General features: G+C 33.8%; 17 protein-coding genes. 5 read left to right on the top strand and 12 right to left on the bottom strand.

Going from position 1 to position 19795, the window contains the following annotated elements:
- Window positions 1-15 precede the first annotated feature (15 nt).
- Window positions 16-423 (top strand): hypothetical protein, encoded by a 408-nt coding sequence (locus AC2A1C_RS03120; protein ID WP_484023376.1) that lies wholly within the window; start codon window positions 16-18, stop codon window positions 421-423.
- A gap of 196 nt (window positions 424-619) precedes the next feature.
- Here AC2A1C_RS03120 and AC2A1C_RS03125 read toward each other — a convergent pair whose 3' ends face one another.
- The 6 genes from AC2A1C_RS03125 to AC2A1C_RS03150 form a co-directional block, all read right to left on the bottom strand.
- Window positions 620-1522, bottom strand: a complete 903-nt coding sequence (locus tag AC2A1C_RS03125) for a glycosyltransferase family 2 protein (protein ID WP_484023377.1) — start codon at window positions 1520-1522, stop codon at window positions 620-622.
- Window positions 1519-2493 (bottom strand): glycosyltransferase family 9 protein, encoded by a 975-nt coding sequence (locus AC2A1C_RS03130; RefSeq protein ID WP_484023379.1) that lies wholly within the window; start codon window positions 2491-2493, stop codon window positions 1519-1521. Before AC2A1C_RS03130 ends, AC2A1C_RS03125 begins: the two co-directional genes overlap by 4 nt.
- Window positions 2490-2909: a SufE family protein gene (locus AC2A1C_RS03135; protein WP_484023381.1), complete on the bottom strand. Its 420-nt coding sequence runs from the start codon at window positions 2907-2909 to the stop codon at window positions 2490-2492. Before AC2A1C_RS03135 ends, AC2A1C_RS03130 begins: the two co-directional genes overlap by 4 nt.
- Window positions 2910-2973: 64 nt before the next feature.
- Complete coding sequence (locus tag AC2A1C_RS03140) at window positions 2974-4080, bottom strand: glycosyltransferase family 4 protein (protein WP_484023405.1); 1107 nt, start codon at window positions 4078-4080, stop codon at window positions 2974-2976.
- A gap of 33 nt (window positions 4081-4113) precedes the next feature.
- Entirely contained in the window at window positions 4114-4332 is a 219-nt protein-coding gene (locus AC2A1C_RS03145; protein WP_484023383.1) for a uroporphyrinogen decarboxylase, read from the bottom strand.
- 85 nt (window positions 4333-4417) lie between these two features.
- A complete protein-coding gene (locus AC2A1C_RS03150) occupies window positions 4418-4804 on the bottom strand; it encodes a group III truncated hemoglobin (RefSeq protein WP_484023385.1) in 387 nt (128 codons plus the stop codon).
- Between the two features lie 57 nt (window positions 4805-4861).
- On the opposite strand from AC2A1C_RS03150, the gene AC2A1C_RS03155 reads away from it, so the two are divergent.
- Window positions 4862-5353: a YkgJ family cysteine cluster protein gene (locus AC2A1C_RS03155; protein ID WP_484023387.1), complete on the top strand. Its 492-nt coding sequence runs from the start codon at window positions 4862-4864 to the stop codon at window positions 5351-5353.
- A gap of 260 nt (window positions 5354-5613) precedes the next feature.
- Here the strand turns inward: AC2A1C_RS03155 and gdhA are convergent, their stop codons facing one another.
- From gdhA to AC2A1C_RS03170, 3 genes are all read right to left on the bottom strand, one after another.
- On the bottom strand, window positions 5614-6972 hold the full coding sequence (gene gdhA / locus AC2A1C_RS03160) for an NADP-specific glutamate dehydrogenase (RefSeq protein ID WP_484023389.1): 1359 nt from the start codon (window positions 6970-6972) through the stop codon (window positions 5614-5616).
- Window positions 6973-7161: 189 nt separating this feature from the next.
- Window positions 7162-8271, bottom strand: coding sequence for a DNA-processing protein DprA (gene dprA / locus AC2A1C_RS03165; RefSeq protein WP_484023391.1), 1110 nt, complete (start codon window positions 8269-8271; stop codon window positions 7162-7164).
- A 29-nt stretch (window positions 8272-8300) separates the two neighbouring features.
- Window positions 8301-9083: a rhomboid family intramembrane serine protease gene (locus AC2A1C_RS03170; protein WP_484023393.1), complete on the bottom strand. Its 783-nt coding sequence runs from the start codon at window positions 9081-9083 to the stop codon at window positions 8301-8303.
- A gap of 162 nt (window positions 9084-9245) precedes the next feature.
- Here AC2A1C_RS03170 and AC2A1C_RS03175 point away from each other — a divergent pair, with 162 nt between their 5' ends.
- Both AC2A1C_RS03175 and AC2A1C_RS03180 read left to right on the top strand, forming a co-directional pair.
- The gene (locus tag AC2A1C_RS03175) at window positions 9246-10352 is read left to right on the top strand and encodes a DUF3078 domain-containing protein (RefSeq protein ID WP_484023394.1); all 1107 of its coding nucleotides are present in this window, start codon (window positions 9246-9248) and stop codon (window positions 10350-10352) included.
- A 16-nt stretch (window positions 10353-10368) separates the two neighbouring features.
- On the top strand, window positions 10369-11271 hold the full coding sequence (locus AC2A1C_RS03180; protein ID WP_484023396.1) for a DUF3078 domain-containing protein: 903 nt from the start codon (window positions 10369-10371) through the stop codon (window positions 11269-11271).
- Between the two features lie 145 nt (window positions 11272-11416).
- Here AC2A1C_RS03180 and AC2A1C_RS03185 read toward each other — a convergent pair whose 3' ends face one another.
- The 3 genes from AC2A1C_RS03185 to AC2A1C_RS03195 all read right to left on the bottom strand — a co-directional run bounded on the left by AC2A1C_RS03185 (window position 11417) and on the right by AC2A1C_RS03195 (window position 16984).
- Window positions 11417-12949 (bottom strand): YifB family Mg chelatase-like AAA ATPase, encoded by a 1533-nt coding sequence (locus tag AC2A1C_RS03185; protein WP_484023398.1) that lies wholly within the window; start codon window positions 12947-12949, stop codon window positions 11417-11419.
- A 112-nt stretch (window positions 12950-13061) separates the two neighbouring features.
- Complete coding sequence (locus tag AC2A1C_RS03190; RefSeq protein WP_484023407.1) at window positions 13062-15095, bottom strand: prolyl oligopeptidase family serine peptidase; 2034 nt, start codon at window positions 15093-15095, stop codon at window positions 13062-13064.
- Between the two features lie 200 nt (window positions 15096-15295).
- Window positions 15296-16984 carry a DUF6909 family protein gene (locus AC2A1C_RS03195; RefSeq protein WP_484023400.1) on the bottom strand — a complete coding sequence of 563 codons (1689 nt, stop codon included), beginning with the start codon at window positions 16982-16984 and terminating at the stop codon, window positions 15296-15298.
- Window positions 16985-17211: 227 nt separating this feature from the next.
- Here AC2A1C_RS03195 and AC2A1C_RS03200 point away from each other — a divergent pair, with 227 nt between their 5' ends.
- A complete protein-coding gene (locus AC2A1C_RS03200; protein ID WP_484023402.1) occupies window positions 17212-19410 on the top strand; it encodes a glutamine synthetase III family protein in 2199 nt (732 codons plus the stop codon).
- The last annotated feature ends 385 nt before the right edge of the window (window positions 19411-19795 follow it).

Below are 19795 nucleotides of genomic sequence, written 5' to 3' on the forward strand. Positions count from 1 at the left end.
TAATACCCAAGCCTTATGAAAAAATCAATTTTGCCTTTTGAGATAGGCAAAGAATATGAAACTTGGGAATTTGATTTAGAAGTTTCAGAAATAGATAAAATTGCAGGATATGACAGTTATTTATACGTTGAAGAAATCTCTTTTTTAGGACTAGTTCCTGCACAAACAGAACTTATATTCTCTTGGGATATATTACAATGTGTAGTATTCACTTTCAATTTTGAATCTTTAGAACAACTGCAACAATATGGGGATATTTTAAGTTTGAACTTTGGGGAAAATAAAACTTTGACAAATGAATATTTGGATGCAGATACTTACACATTTAGAGAGTTTGAAATATGGGTGAAATATATACCTTTATTATATAGAATTGATGTAGCTTATGGTAAACAGGTATTACTAAACCTAATTTATTTGTGAATATCTTTCTCTATTATGTTAGGAATTTTTAGTGAAAAGGCACACTTTTAGGCATACCCAAATTCATATAAATCTGTAATTGTCTAAATATCAATCTTTAAAAACTTTAGGTTCGAATCCCTCAGGACCCACACTTGTAAAAAATCTCTCAAATTTTTGAGAGATTTTTTTTGTTTTCTAAAAATTTTAAAAAAATTTAATTTTCCATTTTTTCGAAGAGCAATCCGAGTTTATAAAAATCCAGATAACGAAGGTTTACATTTCCTTTCAAAAGTTTTTGCTTCGTTTTTTCCCGTCGGATATCAAATAATTTTCTAAACCAAAATTTGGTAGAATTATTGGCAAACATCTGATATGCCTTTACCAATTTTACTTCAGAAATTTTGTCTTTTACTTTTTTACTCTTCAGCATTTTGGATAGGCTTTCTACAGATTCTTCCACTTTTTGCAGATACACATCATTGTCTTCCAAATCATTATTAAAAATAGGATTTTCGATGTGGTCTACTTTTATATTTTCTGCCTTCAAGTCCATTGCAAAAAGAAGATCTTCATAACCGTATTTTTGGAATTCAGGATTGAAATTCACTTTTTCCAGAATACTTCTTCTTACTACAAAATTATTAGTCTGAAAAGAAAGGTAAGGAATCTCTTTTCTTTTTTCCATAGGAAGATTTTCTCTCTCAAAAGCAAACTTCCAGCGGAGGTATTTGGTAAGTTCCGGAGCTTGTGTAGAAACCTGTCTTCCTCCATAGATTACCCGTGTTTTGGGATTGGCTTTTATATAATCAAAATAGGTTTTTAAAAATTGGGAAGAAACGATTTTCCCATCACAATCCAGAAAAAGAAGATAATCTCCTTTGGAATAATAGAGGAAGAGATTTCGGATCAAAGAACGTCCTACATTTCTTTCAAGAAAAATGAAGTTTTCCACCGTTTCTGAAATTTGACGATTGATAATTTTGAATTCTTCAGAAGAAGCATCATCAATAAGAATAATTTCTGCACGAAGCTGATTTTGCTCTATTTGTTTTTCCAAGTCTAAAACCAATTCTCGAACATCAAAATTATATACAGGAATACAAATGGAAAGCTTCATTTTAAGAATATCTTATCTACAATTTGTTGTACGGTAATCTCTTCCAGACAGGCATAATCTCCACGATAGCACTCTTTGTCTCCAAAAACAGAACATGGTCTACAAGTAAGATCCTTAATCTGCACAATATCATTTTCGCTTTGTCCATATCCTAAAAATCCTGCAAAAGGATGAGTAGCGCCCCAAATTGAAATACATCTTGTTCCCATCAAACTTGCTAAATGCATGTTGGCAGAATCCATGGAAATCATAAGTTCAAGTTCGGAGATTTTTTCCAGCTCTTGCTGAAGGGTTAATTTTCCGGCGAGGTTTTCTGTGTTGGGAATCATTTTTTCCCATTGATTTAGCGTTTCTACTTCAAAAGCTCCGCCTCCGAAAAAATAAATTTTATGATGTTGTGCAAGAATTTTGGCTAATTCAAAAGATTTCTCCAAAGAAAGGATTTTGCCTGTATGTTGAGCAAAAGGAGCAAGCCCGATTCCTGACTTTTCTTTTTGTAAAGGTTTATATTGATGAGACAATGTTAAAGAAAAACCCATGTTTCTGAGAACATCAGCGTATCTTTCCACGGTCATTTTCAATGGTTTTTTCTCGATATTCCAAATATCTGTAAGGTGGTCTTTTTCTTCTTTACCTTTATCGATAACAAAAACTTTATATCCGTGTCGTATAAAAATTTTATTCAGTATTTTGGTTCTGATAACATCGTGCAAATCAGCAATATAATCTGGATTGAATTCGGATTTTAACTGGCGGGCAAGTTTTCGGAGTCCCAAAAAACCTTTATATTGATCCAGATCTATTCCTTTAAATACGAGATGAGGAATGTCATTGAATAAATCTCTAAAGTTTTCACGAGTTACCATTATCAACTGAACATCAGGATTCTGTTCATTGAATTCCCGAAAGACAGAAGCGACCATTGCTACATCTCCAAAAGCAGAAAAACGATATGCTAAAATTTTTTTCAAGATTTTAATTGATATGCTACTGCGTAGAATTTTATTTGTTTGGTCATAGCCATTAGTCCATTTGCACGAGAAGGAGAGAGAAATTCCTGTAGACCGATTTCTTCAATAAATTTGAAATCAGAATCCAAAATCTCCTGAGTAGTATGTCCACTATAGATTGATACCAACATAGAAACAATTCCTTTTGGAAGAATCCCGTCAGAATCTGCATTGAAATATAGTTTTCCATCACGGAAATCAGCATCTATCCATACTTTGGATTGGCATCCTTTGATAAGGTTTTCCTCTGTTTTTTTTTCTTCGGGAAGACCTTTCAGCTCTTTTCCTAGATCTATAATGTATTCGTATTTCTGCTCCCAATCGTCCAGAAATGCAAATTCTTCCACAATTTCCTGCTGTTTTTCCTTTATTGTCATTTCCATTACTTTTTACAAAGATACTCTTTTTCTTATCGAAGTAATTTTGTTTCGGAATACAGATTTATCCGTTTTTGAAATTTTCTTTCACTACTTTGCGGTAAAGTTCGAGCAGTTTTGGCTCTTCATTTTCCCAGCAAAGTTCATTAGCGGCATTTTCCAAATTATTATGATAATAAGCCTTTCCATTATCAAGAACTTTTGAAATTTTCTCTATAAGTTCCTTTTCAGAGTGGTCATTTATAATTTCACCAATATGATAATTTCCCACTATCTTTTTCATTTCCGGGAATGGAGAAACCACGACGGGCACTCTTGCCTGAACATAATCTGAAATTTTATTGGGAAGAGAATAAAAATAGCTTAGTCCATTATTTTCTTCTATACTAAGTCCAACATCAGCATTTCTTGTAATTTCGCGAAGTTTCTCGGGAAGTAGTTTTCCAAGAAATTTTACTTTATTTTCCAACTGAAGTGCCTTAGAAAGTTCCACATATTCTTCATATTTTGGACCTTTTCCGGCAATCCAAAGTTCAGCATTTTCAATGAATTTCATTGCAGGAATAATTTTATCTAAACCTCTCGAAGGATTGATAGCTCCCTGATATAAAATAATTTTTGAATGATTACTTTCGGATAGCAATGGTTTTATTTTTTTTGGAAAATTCTGAATAACAATAGGTTTTGTTATTTTGTATCTTTTCTCAAACCACATTGCATAACTTTCGCTTGCCGTCATCATATATCGGATTTTCGAAATAACCCTACTTTCCAATGAACGCCAAATTTTCTGAACAAATCTTCCTTTAACAGAAGGCATTTCGGTAAAAATTTCGTGGCTATCAAAAACCAAAGGAATATTCAGCTTTTTTGAAACCAAATAATTGGCAAGAAGAGTATCCAGGTCGTTAGAAACCAAAATGGTGTTTTTGTCTGCCTTTTTCAGAAGTTCTGAATAAAGTTTTTTGTTGAATTCCGGATAGCCGAGTTTCAGGCTTTTAGATTTTAATTTAATTCTTGAAAAAGAATAAGGGCGAGACATTTCCGGAAGTCCGTCCCAAGAATTTCCTATGAGGAGAATTTCATATCCATTTTCGTGAAGGCTTCTGCAAATTTTTTCCACTCTCTGGTCGGTGTAGAGATTATTGAAAACACTTACAATAACTTTCAAGTTTTTAGGCTTCACAGGAAAAGGGTTTGAAATTTATGTTTTTTTTACTAAATGATACACTTGTATGAAACACAAAATGGCATTAGGAATGATAATTGGCCAAAGCATTCCGCTAAAAAAACCATATATTACAAAAAAAATACAACCGATAAGATTTACAACCCTCAGCTTTTGCAGGTCTTTAAGAATGAAACTAAGTACCACAAAAAATGACGCAACATAACCAATATAACTTGCAACTTCCGGACTCATATTTTTTATATTAAAAGGGCGACAAACCTAATCATTTTCAATGATATAGAAAAATTATTTTCAAAAAATTATGAAATTATACGTTTTAATCCTTTAGTTTTCTGGCAACCTCCATTTTATAGGACATAAGATTGGCGATATTATTTGCTTTATATATGGCAAGATCTGCTGTTTTTCCAGAAAAACTTTCATTCACAGTTTCCGTCCACAATTTTAGCCAGTGTTCAAAATGATTTTTTTCCATTGCAGAATTTGTATTAACCGGAAAGTGGACAGCCATTGGATTTCCTTTATAAGAAACATTTCCCAATAAAAGAGTTTCCCAAAATTGATACATTTTAGGTAAATGTTTTTCCCAATCTACTTGCGCAACATCGGTGAAAAAGAAACCGATTATTGGATCCTTTTCTACTTTTTTGTAAAACTGATTAACCAAGAACCTAATATCTTCAATACTTTTGATATCTTCCATATTTTTCAAAGTTACAAAATACGTCTTGGATTGTTTGTAAAAAACTAATTTTGTGAAATGGATATTGAGTTTTATAAAAAGCAAGCGTTGCAAAAACAAAAAGAGCATCAGAAAACGCTAGACCAGATCAAAAAAAAGCCGCCTAAAAATCTGGATTATACGGTTCAGGAAACTCATGATGAGGTTTTTAGTAAAATAGATTGTCTTTCATGTGCAAATTGCTGCAAAACAACAGGTCCTCTTTTCACAGAAAAAGATATTGAAAGAATCTCCAAACATCTGCGGATGAAAGCAGTAGATTTCGAAAATAAATTTTTAAGAGTTGATGAAGATCAGGATAAAGTTTTGCAAGAATTACCTTGCTGGTTTCTCAATTCTGATAATACTTGTTCTATCTATGAAGTTCGACCAAAAGCGTGTAGAGAATTTCCACATACTGACAGAAAGAAAATTTACCAAATCAACCATCTTACCATAAAAAATGTGATAATTTGTCCTGCTGTGTTTGAATTTTTGGAAAGAATAAAATTAAACATAGAAAAAAAGTAATATTTTCAGTACTATTAAAAAATTAAAACAAGAGTTAAGTGTTTATAAATGAAATCATTACGGGGTTGTCTTCATCGTATAAAAGAACTACTGAAAAATATTGAAATACAAAAATTGAGTAAATTATAAATCTGAGAATATTCAAAAAAAGACCTGAAAATTCAGGCCTTTTGCTTTCAAATTACTTTTTATTTCCCATTTTCCCGGGACAGGTTTTTCTATTAAAAAAATCCGGAATTGTTACTCCGGACTTTATCTTTTTATACCACACCTTGTGCAAGCATTGCTTCTGCCACTTTTACGAAGCCGGCAATATTAGCACCTTTTACATAATTTACATAGCCGTCTTCTTCTTTTCCATAATCCCTACAAGCTTTGTGAATTCCGATCATAATTTCTTTAAGTCTTGCATCTACTTCTTCGGAAGTCCAGTTTAGACGGATAGAATTTTGGGTCATTTCTAATCCGGATGTTGCAACACCACCTGCATTAGATGCTTTTCCAGGGGAAAACAAAACTTTATTATCAAGGAAGTAATTAATAGCATCTAAAGTGGAAGGCATATTGGCAGCTTCAGTTACACAAATACATCCATTGGCAACAAGATTTTTGGCATCTTCTAAATCCAATTCATTTTGTGTAGCACAAGGAAAAGCAATATCGCATTTTACTTCCCAAGGTCTTTTTCCGGCGTGGAATTCAGCAGAAGGATATTTTTCCACATAATCTGCGGCTCTGTTATTTCCGGAAGCACGAAGTTCTAACAGATATTCTATTTTTTCTCCGGTAATTCCATCTTTGTCATAGATATATCCGTCTGGTCCCGAAATGGTTACAATTTTTCCGCCTAATTCATCAAATTTTTTGATTACTCCCCAAGCTACATTTCCAAATCCTGAAACCGTTGCCGTTTTTCCTTTAATATCCTGTCCGATGGTTCTTAACATTTGTTCGGCAAAATAGACTACTCCATAACCTGTAGCTTCAGGACGAATAAGGGATCCTCCATAAGCAAGACCTTTTCCTGTAAGTACACCGGTAAATTCGTTTCTGATTTTTTTGTATTGGCCGAAAAGATATCCAATCTCTCTTGCTCCAACACCAATATCTCCGGCAGGAACATCCGTTTCAGGACCAATATGTTTGCACATTTCTGTCATAAAAGCCTGACAAAAACGCATAACTTCCATATCGGATTTTCCTTGCGGATCAAAATCTGAGCCTCCTTTTCCACCTCCCATCGGAAGCGTAGTTAAAGAATTTTTGAAAACCTGCTCAAAAGCAAGAAATTTTAAAACAGATAAGTTTACAGTTGGATGAAAACGAATTCCCCCTTTGTATGGGCCAATTGCAGAATTCATCTGAATTCTGAAACCTCGGTTCACCTGTATTTCTCCTTTATCATCCACCCAAGGAACTCTGAAAATAATAATTCTTTCAGCTTCAGCCATTCTTTCAAGGAGTTTCATACCATTGTATTCCTTTCTGGTTGCAATAAAGGGTATTACAGTGATGGCTACTTCTTTTACGGCTTGTAGAAATTCCGGTTCGTTGGGATTCTTTGCTTCAATTTTAGCAATAAATTCCTGGATTTTTTGATCTACATTATAATGTTCCATAATTTAAATGAGAAATGTTCTCAACAAATTTAATTTTTTTTTCAAAACATGCAAATGATTTTTCACCTATTATTAGAAAAATAATAAATTTGAACCCGTTTTTTAATTAATTCAACAAAATAAATAAAAATTTAAAAAATATTAAAACTTATCAAAAAAAGAATGAAGAATTAGAAAATGCCTAAATTTTTATAATACTGAAAATTGTCTCCCGGAAAATGATTTTACTTTTCCCAAAAGCTCTAATTCTAAAATTTCTGGAAGGATTTTATACGGAGGAATATTCATTTTTCCGGCCAGTTCATCTAAAGAAATATTTGGATTTTCTTCAATAAAACGATAAATATATTTTTGACTATCAGTGAGTTGATGTGTTATTTTGGATTTTGGAAAAAGCTCTTCTATTTTATTTTCGGTTTTGTTGAGTTTTAATTCCTGAAGAAGGTCTTTTATTGTCGAAATTGCAATGGCTTTATTCTGATAAATCAATTGATTGCAACCTTGACTGAATTTATCCGTAATTTTTCCGGGAAGTGCATATACGTCTCTATTGTAATGGTTTGCAAAATTCACGGTGCTTACAGATCCTCCTCCGAAAGCGGTTTCCACCACGATGGTTGATTTTGAAAGTCCGGCAATGATTCGATTTCGTTGAATAAAATTTTCTCTGTCCGGTTTTTGGGAAGAGTTGAACTCGGTCATCAAAACGCCATTTTGTTCCAGAATTTTTTCTGCTAAATTTTTATGTTTAGAAGGATATAATGTGTGGAATCCATGAGCTAATACTCCAACTGTCGGGATATTATTTTTTAGAGATTGAAGATGGACTTCTGCATCTACACCTAGAGCTAATCCGCTGATTGTTAATGTACTTTTAGTGGTAATTTTTTCAAGGAAATTTTCAATAAAATTCTTCCCATAGTTGGTAATATTTCTTGTTCCAACTATACTGATGGGTTTTAAGCCATCATCCCAATTCCCTTTTACATATAAAATAGCAGGAGCATCATCGCATTCGGAAAGGAGTTTGGGTAGTTCTTTATAATGACGAAGTTTAATAAAAATGTTATTTTTTTCACAGAATTTGAGTTCTTTTTCAGCAAATTGTAGATGCTCTAAATTTCCAATTTCCTGCGTAATGCGATTTCCGATTCCTAAAATTTTTCCAAGTTCTTTCTTAGGAAATTCCCAAACCTCTTTTGCAGAACCCACAGATTTTACAAGTTTGCTAAAATTAATATCACCAATAAAATTGCAACGTCGAAGTGCGATAGAATACAGGTGTTCTTCAGAAAACATTTTTCATTTGTTTTTCCAAAGATAAAGAATTAATAACTTTTTTTGCGGATTTCATCAAGGTACTTCCAAATATCCTCTTTTTTCTGTGGCATTTCCTGAAAATCTTCCGGATGGTTTTGGATGTATTCTTGCCAAAGTTTATCATCTTTTTCGTTGTAGTAATTTGGAAATTCCCAAATGAATTTTCTTTTCTTTTCTCCGGATTTTCGATATACAAATGCCAGTATAACTCCTATTACTGCACCGGCAAGATGTGCCTGCCAAGAAATTCTGCTAGGTTCTGTAAAAGCTGAAAAAAGTTCCTGTGGAAGAACACCCCAAATTAAACTTCCATAATACAATACCACAAGAAGCGAGATCACAAGAAGCGTTCTTTCTTGTCTGAAAACACCACCGAAAAAAAGGAAAAATGCTAAAACATACACTAGTCCACTTGCACCAATAATACAGATATACCTATATTCTCCGGTAAAAATATCAATAGGAGGAAGCATCCATACCAAAAGCCCAGAAAGCAGCCAACCCAGAATAAAAACTTTTCCGGCAATTTTTGGATAAAATTGGAAAAGAAGAAACATCAGCACAAACATCGGAACGGAATTGCTAATAATATGATCAAACCCGCCATGAAGTAAGGGAGAAAAAAATACACCGGCCAAACCTTCCGGCACGAGAGGAATAATCGCTCCGCTGCACGAATCAAAAAATCCCATAAACTGTAAAAAAAAAAACAGCCACATCGCAGAAAGCATCAGCAATGGATAAAGAATGGCTTTTAACTCCAGCTTATTTTTGAATAATTTTTTAAGCATGACTTTAGTTTGTCAAAACTGTTGCCATTGTTTTTTTCGGAAATTCTGGCTAATTCTGAACGAATTTAGTCAATAAAACTGACAAAAATTCGTAAAATAATGTAAATCAACTGAATGATTTCTAAAATAATGTTAATTTTGCGCGTGGTAAAAGTACTATCTATGCAAAGGATTTTTGTTTTGTTTACGCTATTTTTATTCTGTATGTCGTATTCTCAAAGAAAGGAATTGCTTTCAAAAATTGATTCGATCTACCAAAAAAAATGGGATTCTATTTCTCCTAATCTTGACAGCCTTGCCAATCCGAAATTAGAAAATATTAATGTAAATTTTAAGGATACAATTGTAGTCCGTGATGAAGTTATTATTCCTAAAGCTCCGGAAGAAATCCCGATTACACCATTCAATTTTATAAAAGGTGAAGAAAAGAGATGGTTCTTTTTTGGGCAAAATAATCTGGTATTCAATCAGTCTTCTTTTTCCAATTGGATTTCTGGGGGTAATAATAACATCGGAATTATTGGCAAGATAAATTATAATTTGGTTTATAAAAACAGGAAACATTATTTGGAGAACATTATTCAGTTAGGTTACGGTTTTATAGCAACAGACGGACAAGCCTCCAGAAAAACAGAAGATTATATCAATCTAATGACTAATTACGGATATGAATTGGGCAGAAACTATTATTTGTCAATGGGTTTTCAGTTTATGTCGCAGTTTACACCGGGATATAATTATGCTGTTACCCAAGATCCGAGCTATTCTGATAGGGTTTCAAGATTTATGGCACCCGGTTATCTGAATCTTGGTATTGGTATTTCTTACAATCCCGAAGAAAATTTTCAAGTGATTTTCAGACCGATCAATGGGAAATTTACTTTTGTAACGGATCCATTATTGCAAAAAGCAGGAAAATTCGGTTTGGAAAAAGACGGGCAAACTGTGAGAACCGAGCTTGGAGCCATGTTGAATTTTATATATCGATTAAAAATCTATAAAGGAATAAACCTCGACAACCAATTGAATTTCTTTAGCAACTATCTACAGCATACAGAGAGGGTAGATGTTGCTTATACCGGCGTTTTGAACATTAGATTCAATAAATTTATTTCTACTATTTTAAGTCTTGATGTAGTGTATGACCATGACCAGATCCAAAATCTTCAAAGAAAGCAAACTTTAAGTGTAGGATTATCGTATAATTTAGGGCAAAATCTTGATAAGGAACGTCCTAAAAAGGAAATCAAGCCTTTTATTTCTAATTAATTTTTTAAATATAAACATGAAAAAAATTCTCTATTTAGGAGCTCTGTTTTTTGGATTTTTTGTTTCAGCGCAAGAAGCTGTTGCAGATTCTACTAAAGTATGGTCTGTAACCGGTCAAAATACTTTAATGCTTAATCAGGCAGCGTTTTCCAATTGGGTTGGTGGTGGAGCCAATAATGTAGGGTGGATTGCAGGATTGAATTATAACTTCACCTACGAAAAAGATAAAGATCTTTGGGAAAACATCATCGTTCTCGGATATGGACAAAATAATACGAAAGGAGTAGGAACTCGGAAAACGCAGGATGTTATTAATATTTCCACAAATTATGGAAGAAATATTGGGAAAAACTGGTATGCTTCCGTTGGTGCAAGTCTGATTACCCAATTTGCACCCGGCTATGGAGATGGAAACAATCCTGATGCTGCAAAAATTTCTAATTTTATGGCTCCCGGTTATGTAAATTTAGGAGTGGGTTTTACATATAGACCGAATGATAATTTTACAATGACTCTTCGCCCAGCCAATGCAAGATGGACTTTTGTTTTGGATAAAGATCTTCAATATGCAGGAAATTACGGTTTGAAAAATAATGGAGATTCTTCTGTTTTTCAATTCGGTTTTTTAGGAACGGCACAATATAAAATAAAACTTATGGAAAATATAAATCTTGTAAATACAGCTTCTGTTTTTTCCAACTATTTAGATCATCCGGAAAGATTGGTTCTTTCATACGGAGGAATTCTGAATATGAAAATAAACAAGTATATTTCTTCCGTAATAACTCTTGATCTTTTCTATGATCACAACCAAATCAAGAGAACACAGCTAAAACAAACATTAGGAGTAGGCTTGGCTTACAATATTCAAAATGGAGTAAAAAGATCTGAAAACAAAAATAATCAGACTTGGAAATAAATTTAAAAAGAGGCGGTCTCAAAAGTCATACAATTTAGGATTTTGTCATTTCGAGAAGGATAAATCTTTTGTAAACCAATAAAATAGATTCTTCACTTCATTTCATTACGTTCTGAATGACACTTTTGAGACAGTCTCTTTTACTTTATACATTCCAAAACTCCCGATCGAGACTTCGGTACTGAATGGCTTCTGCAATATGCGTGGATTGGATATTTTCAGAATCGTCCAGATCTGCAATGGTTCTTGCCACTTTCAAAATACGATCGTAAGCTCTTGCAGAAAGATTTAATTTTTCCATTGCATTTCTGATGAGATTGAGAGCTGCATCGTCCAAAGAACAATATTTTTCTATTTCTTTTGGACCCATTTGTGCGTTATAACTGATATTATTCTTCTGAAATCTTTCCGCTTGGGTTTTTCGGGCTTTCAAAACACGATTTCGGATTTGTTCGCTTTCCTCACCTTTTCTTCTGTCTGCCAGTTGCTCAAATTCTACTTTCGGAACTTCAATGTGAATATCAATTCTATCAAGTAGCGGCCCGGAAAGTTTATTCATATATCGCTGCATTTCAAAAGCAGAAGAAGTATTGTTCGGATCATCAGGAAAATAACCACTCGGACTAGGATTCATACTTGCAACAAGCATAAAACTTGCAGGGTAATTTACCGTAAACCTCGCTCTTGAAATGGTAACTTCCCGATCTTCCAATGGCTGCCTCATTACTTCGAGAACAGTTCGTTTAAATTCCGGCATTTCATCTAAAAATAAAACTCCGTTATGGGCAAGAGAAATTTCTCCGGGTTGCGGATAACTTCCGCCACCAACAAGTGCAACATCCGATATAGTATGATGCGGATTTCTGAAAGGGCGAACCGTCATCAGTGAAGTTTCTGCTCCAATTTTTCCGGCAACAGAATGAATTTTTGTAGTTTCCAGAGCTTCTTTCAATGTTAATGGTGGAAGAATGCTCGGAATTCTTTTTGCCAACATGGTTTTTCCACTTCCGGGAGGGCCGATCAAAATAATATTATGACCACCGGCTGCTGCAACTTCCATTGCACGTTTGGCAGTTTCCTGACCTTTAACTTCTGAAAAATCAAAAGGGAAATTATGAATTTTTTGCTGAAATTCTTTTCGGGTGTCAATTTCGGTTTTTTCGAGAGGTGTTCCTTCATTAAAAAATCCGATTACTTCCTGAATATTTTCAATTCCATAAACTTCGAGATCATTTACAATTGCGGCTTCTCTTGTATTTTGTTTTGGCAAAATAATTCCTTTAAAACCTTCTTCACGAGCTTTAATAGCAATCGGTAAAACTCCTTTAATGGGTTGTAAACCACCATCTAAAGACAGTTCTCCCATTATCACATATTCACCAATATTTTCTGCAACAATTTGATCTGAAGCTGCTAAAATTCCCAAAGCAATAGTAAGATCATAAGCAGAGCCTTCTTTACGCAAATCAGCGGGAGCCATATTTATGGTAATCTTTTTTCCGGGAAGTTTATATCCTACATTTTTCAGAGCGGCTGAAATTCGGTAGCTGCTTTCTTTAATAGCATTGTCGGGAAGTCCGACTAAATGATACCCAACTCCTTGATCTACATTTACTTCTATAGTTATCGTTTGAGCAGAAACACCGTGAATAGCACTACCAAAGACTTTTACAAGCATATTTTGCGTTTTTTTAGTAAAAATAATATTTAAAATAATACCATGAAAAGCATTAAATAAAAAAGTTTCTGTCTTTTTGAACAGAAACCTTTATATTTTTTAGTGATAAAATTTATTTTAAAGATTTGAATCCCATTTCAAAAAGGGCAAAACTTAAAAGATCAGCATTTTCACCAATTACCTGTTCCGTAGATCTTCCTGCTCCATGACCAGCATTGGTTTCAATTCTTATAAGAACAGGATTTCCACAAGATTGTTTTGATTGAAGCTCTGCTCCGAATTTGAAAGAATGTGCCGGAACTACACGATCATCATGATCGCTTGTAATAACCATTGTGGAAGGATAGCAGACTTTGGATTTTACATTATGAACAGGAGAATATGATTTTAAATATTCAAACATTTCCTTATTATCTTCCGCAGTTCCGTAATCATAAGACCAGCCTGCTCCAGCAGTAAATTTATTATATCTCAGCATATCCAAAACTCCAACTCCGGGAAATGCTACTTTTGCCAAATCAGGACGCATTGTCATGGTTGCTCCCACCAATAAACCGCCATTCGATCTTCCTGAAAGCGCCATATATTCTTTAGAAGTATATCCTTTTTTCTGTAAATATTCTCCTGCTGCAATAAAATCATCAAATACGTTTTTCTTTTGCATTTTAGTTCCTGCATCATGCCATTTTTTTCCATATTCGCCACCACCACGAATATTCGGAACAGCATAAATTCCTCCATTTTCCATCCAGATTGCATTTACAACCGAAAACGCAGGCTGCAAACTGATATTGAAACCTCCATAAGAATAAAGAATAGTCGGATTTTTACCATTCAATTTTATTCCTTTTTTATAGCTGATCATCATCGGAATCTTTGTTCCATCTTTTGAAGTATAAAATACCTGTTCGGAAACATAATCTTCCGGATTGAATTTTACTTTCGGCTTTTGATAAATCTCCGAATTTCCGGAGTCAGCATTGAATTTATAAATCGTTCCCGGTGTAATATAGTTGGTAAAAGAAAAGTACAAATCTTTTTCCTCGATTTTCCCTCCAAAACCAGAAGCAGTTCCATTTCCCGGAAGCGCAATGGTACGAACAAGTTTTCCGTCATAATCATATTGCTTTACATAAGACAAGGCGTCTTTTAAATATTTTGCAAAAAAATATCCGCCACCGCTGGAAACATTCAATACATTTTCTGTTTCAGGAATTACGTCTGTCCAAACGGTTGGGTTTTTGATATCAAATTTTTGAAGTTTCATATTCGGAGCATTTTTATCCGTGAGGACAAAAACATACTCTCCTTTTGTATCAACAACATCAGTATTGTAATCATAACCTGTTTGTACCGGAATAAAATCGGTGTTATTTTTCAAATCTTTAATATAAAGTTCATTTCCTGAAGTAGCATTGGAAGCTGAAAGAATTACGAAGCGCTCATCTTCGGAAACTTCAGCACTCATATATCTTCTCTTAAAATTTTCTCCACCAATAATTAATTTATCTTCAGATTGTTTGGTTCCCAATTTGTGGAAATATACTTTGTGTGTATCTGTTTTTGCAGAGAGTTCACTTCCATCAGGCTTATCATAGCTTGAATAATAAAAGCCTTCGTCTCCTTGCCATGAAATTCCGGAGAATTTTACGTCTTTTATAGTTTCATCCATTTGATTTTTGGAAATAGCATCAATGATAATGATTTTGTTCCAATCGCTTCCTCCTTCAGAAATAGCATAAGCTGCCAAATTTCCTTTTTTGTTAAAAGAAATCTGACTTAAAGAAGTAGTTCCTTTTTCTGAAAACTTATTGGGATCCAGAAAAATTTCATCTTTGCCGGATTTGTCTTTTCTGTAAAGTACAGATTGTGCTTGTAATCCGTCATTTTTATAATAGTAAATATAATCTCCTTTTTTGAAAGGAGCACTGATTTTTTCGTAATTCCAGATATCTCGCAACTGGTTTCTGATTTCCTCACGAAACGGAATTTTAGAAAGATAATTATTGGTGAATTTTACTTCTCTTTGCACCCATTCTTTGGTGTCTTCAGCACGATCATCTTCCAGCCAACGATAAGGATCGGAAACTTTTGTCCCAAAATACTCATCGGTATGTTCCATTTTTTTGGTTTCGGGATATTGCATTTTACTTTGAGAATAAGAAACTGTAGAGACAGTAATAAGTAAAACAGAAATTATTTGAGATTTCATAAAATTTGGATTTTACCAAAAGTAATAAAAATATATTTTTTGACTTCAAGAAAAACGATTTTTAGATTAATTATCAAAAAAATGCAATGACTTTTCAAAAATCATTGCTTTATCAACTTTTATAATTTGTATACTTATTTTTTCGCCGGAGCTTTCTTTCCGCTTTCCAGAATTTTTTCTAAAATTTTGTATGTAATCATATACGTTGGTTTCACTCCCGTCAAACCAAGACCTCCTGAAGAAAGAGTACTTCCTGTTTCCAAAGGATTATCCGAAGCATAATACGCATACATTACAAATAAATCCGGAGAAATGTGATGTCGAATTTTAGAAGCCACCTGAATCGCTTTCTGATAATGTGCTCCTTCCATTTCCAAACCGATGGCTTTCCAAGAAGTGGTCATAAAATAAGAAAGAATGTCTTTGTTTTGAAGCGAAGTTCCTAAAACGGTAATCATGGGTCCTTCAAAAGCTTTGATTTCATTATCTTCAAAATCAGAGAGTTTCAATGCGTTTTCAAATGTATAATTGTCCGCAGTTCCTTCAAAAATATGGGAAGTGGGGATCATAATATCTCCTTTTCCACCCGTAAGAATTCCGGCTTTTCCCATAATGGAAACGGATTTTACTTTCATAGTGTAAACTTGTCCATTGAAATCATACGGTCGTAAAAGTTCGTCCATAATTTCGTAAGCCTGCTCTCCAAAAGCATAATCAAACACCAGAACCACATCATCACCGGAAAATTTAATTCCTGAAAATGGAGTGTTTTTAAGATCAGTTTTGCTTAGATCAATGATTTGTACATCAATATTACTTCCGCTGTTATCATCAATATAAATTAATCCCTGATTTTCAGAATGTTGAAGAATTTTATCCTGCAATGCTTTTTTATTGCTGATTTCTTCATACAATTTATAATCTACATTTTTGCTGATTTTTTTATCAAGAGCATCCTGTGCATAAAGCATATTTTTCACAGAGTGCATATTAGCAGAAATAATATGAAGTGGACGCATGTGCAAATTATTGGAAGCCAAAACTTCTTTTACATTATGTGCCCATTTTTCTCCAAAAAAGTGATGGCCAACTCTTTCTCTCAAAATTGCGCTGAAGAAAATTTCTCTTTCACGAATTCCTCTAAAATCGTCCAAACTGGTTTTTCCTAAATGATAAATGATTTTGAATAAACGATCAGGATTTTCATCATCACCAAAATTGTTGTAAGCATTCAATGTTTGATCGAACGTTCTTCCCAATAAAGAAGATAAATGAATAAGGGCAACTTCTTTTTCTTTTCTACTGAATTTTTTTTCACCTAAAGCAACAGATTCTATGATTTGCCAAGCTCTAGTTGGCTTGTAATTTTCATCAGTAATATATCCCAATTCACGGATTTTATCCGCTTCTATATATAAAAAAGTAAGGTGAGTAAGGATATCGTAAATTTCTGAACGACCCAAAAGAACTTCAATATTCATCTGGAATTCATCAATGCGGTAGCAGTTTCTTCTCCGTTTTTTCGGAACGATAACTTCAAAACTTCCTTTATCAAAACCTTCATCCGAAGTAAGATGTACAAAAGGTGTTTCTTCAATTCCTTCCGGAAGTCTGTCCAGAACATACAAAAGGCCATCCAGTTCTATTTTGTTTGGAGTTCCCATGGAACCGTAGATTTCCGGCGCAATTACCATCAAAAGTTTTCGCAATGTTTCTCCTGAAACTCCGGCTGGTTTAAAAAATCCTCTGTAGAAAAGGTGACGCATACTTACATACAGTCTTTCAATAGCTTCTGTAGTCTCTCTTGCTCTGGAATTTACCATAAATTAGATTTTTAGATAAAGTTTGCTAAAATACGAAATTGTTCTGTAGATTACAATTTTAAGAAGAGTTAAGTTGAATATACTATCATGAATAAAAGATAACGAAAAAGCGATATACAAAAAACAATATTTTTATTAAAATTTTTAGTGACCCCTAAAAAAAGACAGGTATTTTATTTTGAAGTTTATATTTTTTGTAAATTTGCCCACAAAAATAACAACTCTGTATGTCAACACTAAGATTTAAAGCTCTGGCAGAACTTCCATTCAGGAATTATAGAAAAGATAATTTCGTTGAAGTCCCTGCAAAACTATCGGAATTGTATTGTCAAAATGTATTCTCTGAAGAAACAATGAGAGAATACTTGACAAAAGAAGCCTTCAATTCTATTTTGGATGCTATTAAAAAAGGAACAAAAATCCAAAGACACATTGCAGATCAGGTAGCTGTAGCAATGAAAGATTGGGCATTGTCTAAAGGAGTAACGCATTACACTCACTGGTTTCAACCATTGACAGGTGCTACTGCAGAAAAACACGATTCTTTCTTTACACCAATTGAAGGAGGAAGAGCTATCGAAAGATTCAGTGGAGGAATGCTGATTCAGCAAGAACCGGATGCTTCTTCTTTCCCAAATGGAGGAATCAGAAATACTTTTGAAGCAAGAGGTTATACAGCTTGGGATCCTACTTCTCCTGCTTTTATTATGGGAACTACACTTTGTATTCCTTCTATTTTTATTTCTTACACCGGTGAAACTTTAGATTATAAAGCACCATTATTAAGAGCTTTAAGTGCAGTAGATGAGGCAGCTACGGATGTTTGTAAATCGTATTTTGATAAAAATGTAACGAAAGTAGTTCCTACTTTAGGTTGGGAACAAGAATATTTTCTTGTAGATACTGCTCTTTATCAGTCAAGACCGGATTTGGTTTTGACAGGAAAAACTTTATTGGGACATTCTCCAGCAAAAGGTCAGCAATTGGACGATCATTATTTCGGTTCCATTCCGACAAGAGTGATGAACTTTATGAAAGAATTGGAGATTGAATGTATGAAACTGGGAATTCCTGTAACCACAAGACATAACGAAGTGGCTCCAAACCAATTCGAGCTAGCTCCCATGTTTGAAGAGGCAAACGTTGCAGTAGATCACAACTCTTTATTGATGGATGTAATGGCAAGAGTTGCTCATAAGCATCATTTCCATATTTTGTTGCACGAAAAACCATTTGCCGGAGTAAACGGAAGTGGAAAACACAACAACTGGAGTATGGCAACAGATACCGGAGAAAACCTTTTGAGCCCGGGAAAAAATCCAAAGAAAAATCTTCAGTTCCTTACTTTCTTTGTGAATACACTAAAAGCAGTTTATGATTATGCAGATTTATTAAGAGCAAGTATTGCTTCCGCGAGCAACGATCACAGATTAGGTGCGAATGAAGCTCCTCCAGCAATTATTTCTGCATTCATCGGAAGTCAGTTATTTGGAGTATTGGAAGAGTTGGAAAAAGTAACCAACGGAAAACTTTCTCCTGAAGAGAAAACAGAATTAAAACTGAATGTTGTTGGGAAAATTCCTGAAATTTTATTGGATAATACGGATAGAAACAGAACTTCTCCTTTTGCATTTACTGGAAATAAATTTGAAATCAGAGCGGTTGGTTCTTCTGCAAACTGTGCAGAACCAATGACAGTGATGAATGCCATTGTTGCAAAACAATTGAAAGTTTTCAAAAAAGAAGTGGATGCTTTAATTGAAAAAGGACTTAAAAAAGATGAAGCTATTTTCAATGTTTTAAGAGAATATATCAAACAGTCTAAAAACATTATGTTTGAAGGAGACGGTTACTCTGATGATTGGGCAAAAGAAGCGAAGAAAAGAGGTCTTAACAATTTAAAAACCACTCCAGAAGCTCTAAAAAGAGAATTGGATAAAAAATTTGTTGATCTTTATGAAGAGTTAGGAATCTACTCTCACAGAGAATTTGAAGCCAGAAATGAAATCAAATTGGAGAAATATTCTACAGTAATTGATATCGAAGCGAGAGTTTTGGCAGATATTGCAAGAAACCATATTATTCCTGCCGCATTGAACTATCAAAATAGATTGATAGAGAATGTAAAAGGATTAAAAGAAATTTTTGGAGATAAAGAATTTAAGACTTTAGCAAAAGAGCAATTGAGCCTTATTTCTCAAATTTCAGAAAATGTTTCTGCTATCAAAGTTGGTGTAGATGAACTTTTAGCTGCAAAAGGAAAAGCAAAAAGCACTTCCGGAAGCCAAAAACAAGCAGAAGAATATTGCAATAAAGTAAAACCTCTATTCGATCCTATCAGAGACGCTTCTGACGCATTGGAAATGTTGGTAGATGATGAACTTTGGCCAATGACGAAATACAGAGAAATGCTTTTCACAAGATAATTTTACTATCATAAATCTAAAAATCCCGGCTGTTAGTCGGGATTTTTTGTTTGATTACCTTATAAAATGGTAATGCAATAACCAGGTTGATAATTTTGAATTTCTGTTTTCTTCTGAACTTGCTACCCGAAATACCATTTCAAATTTTAAAAATATCTTCCGTTTTCCTGAATCTTCAGAATATAAATTTTTACTTCGATTTACATCCTCCATTTCCAAAACTAAAAAAGCGAGGCTGCCTCAAAAGTGTCATTCAGAATGGAATGGAACGAGGTGAAAAATCTATTTTTTATTGTTTAACAAAAGATTTCTCCTTCGTCGAAATGACAAAATCCTAAGTTTTATGGCTTTTGTGACAGCCTCTTAAGATTACTTTCCATTCTCG

It is taken from the genome of Chryseobacterium sp. HNCC26DJ241 (assembly GCF_057180505.1).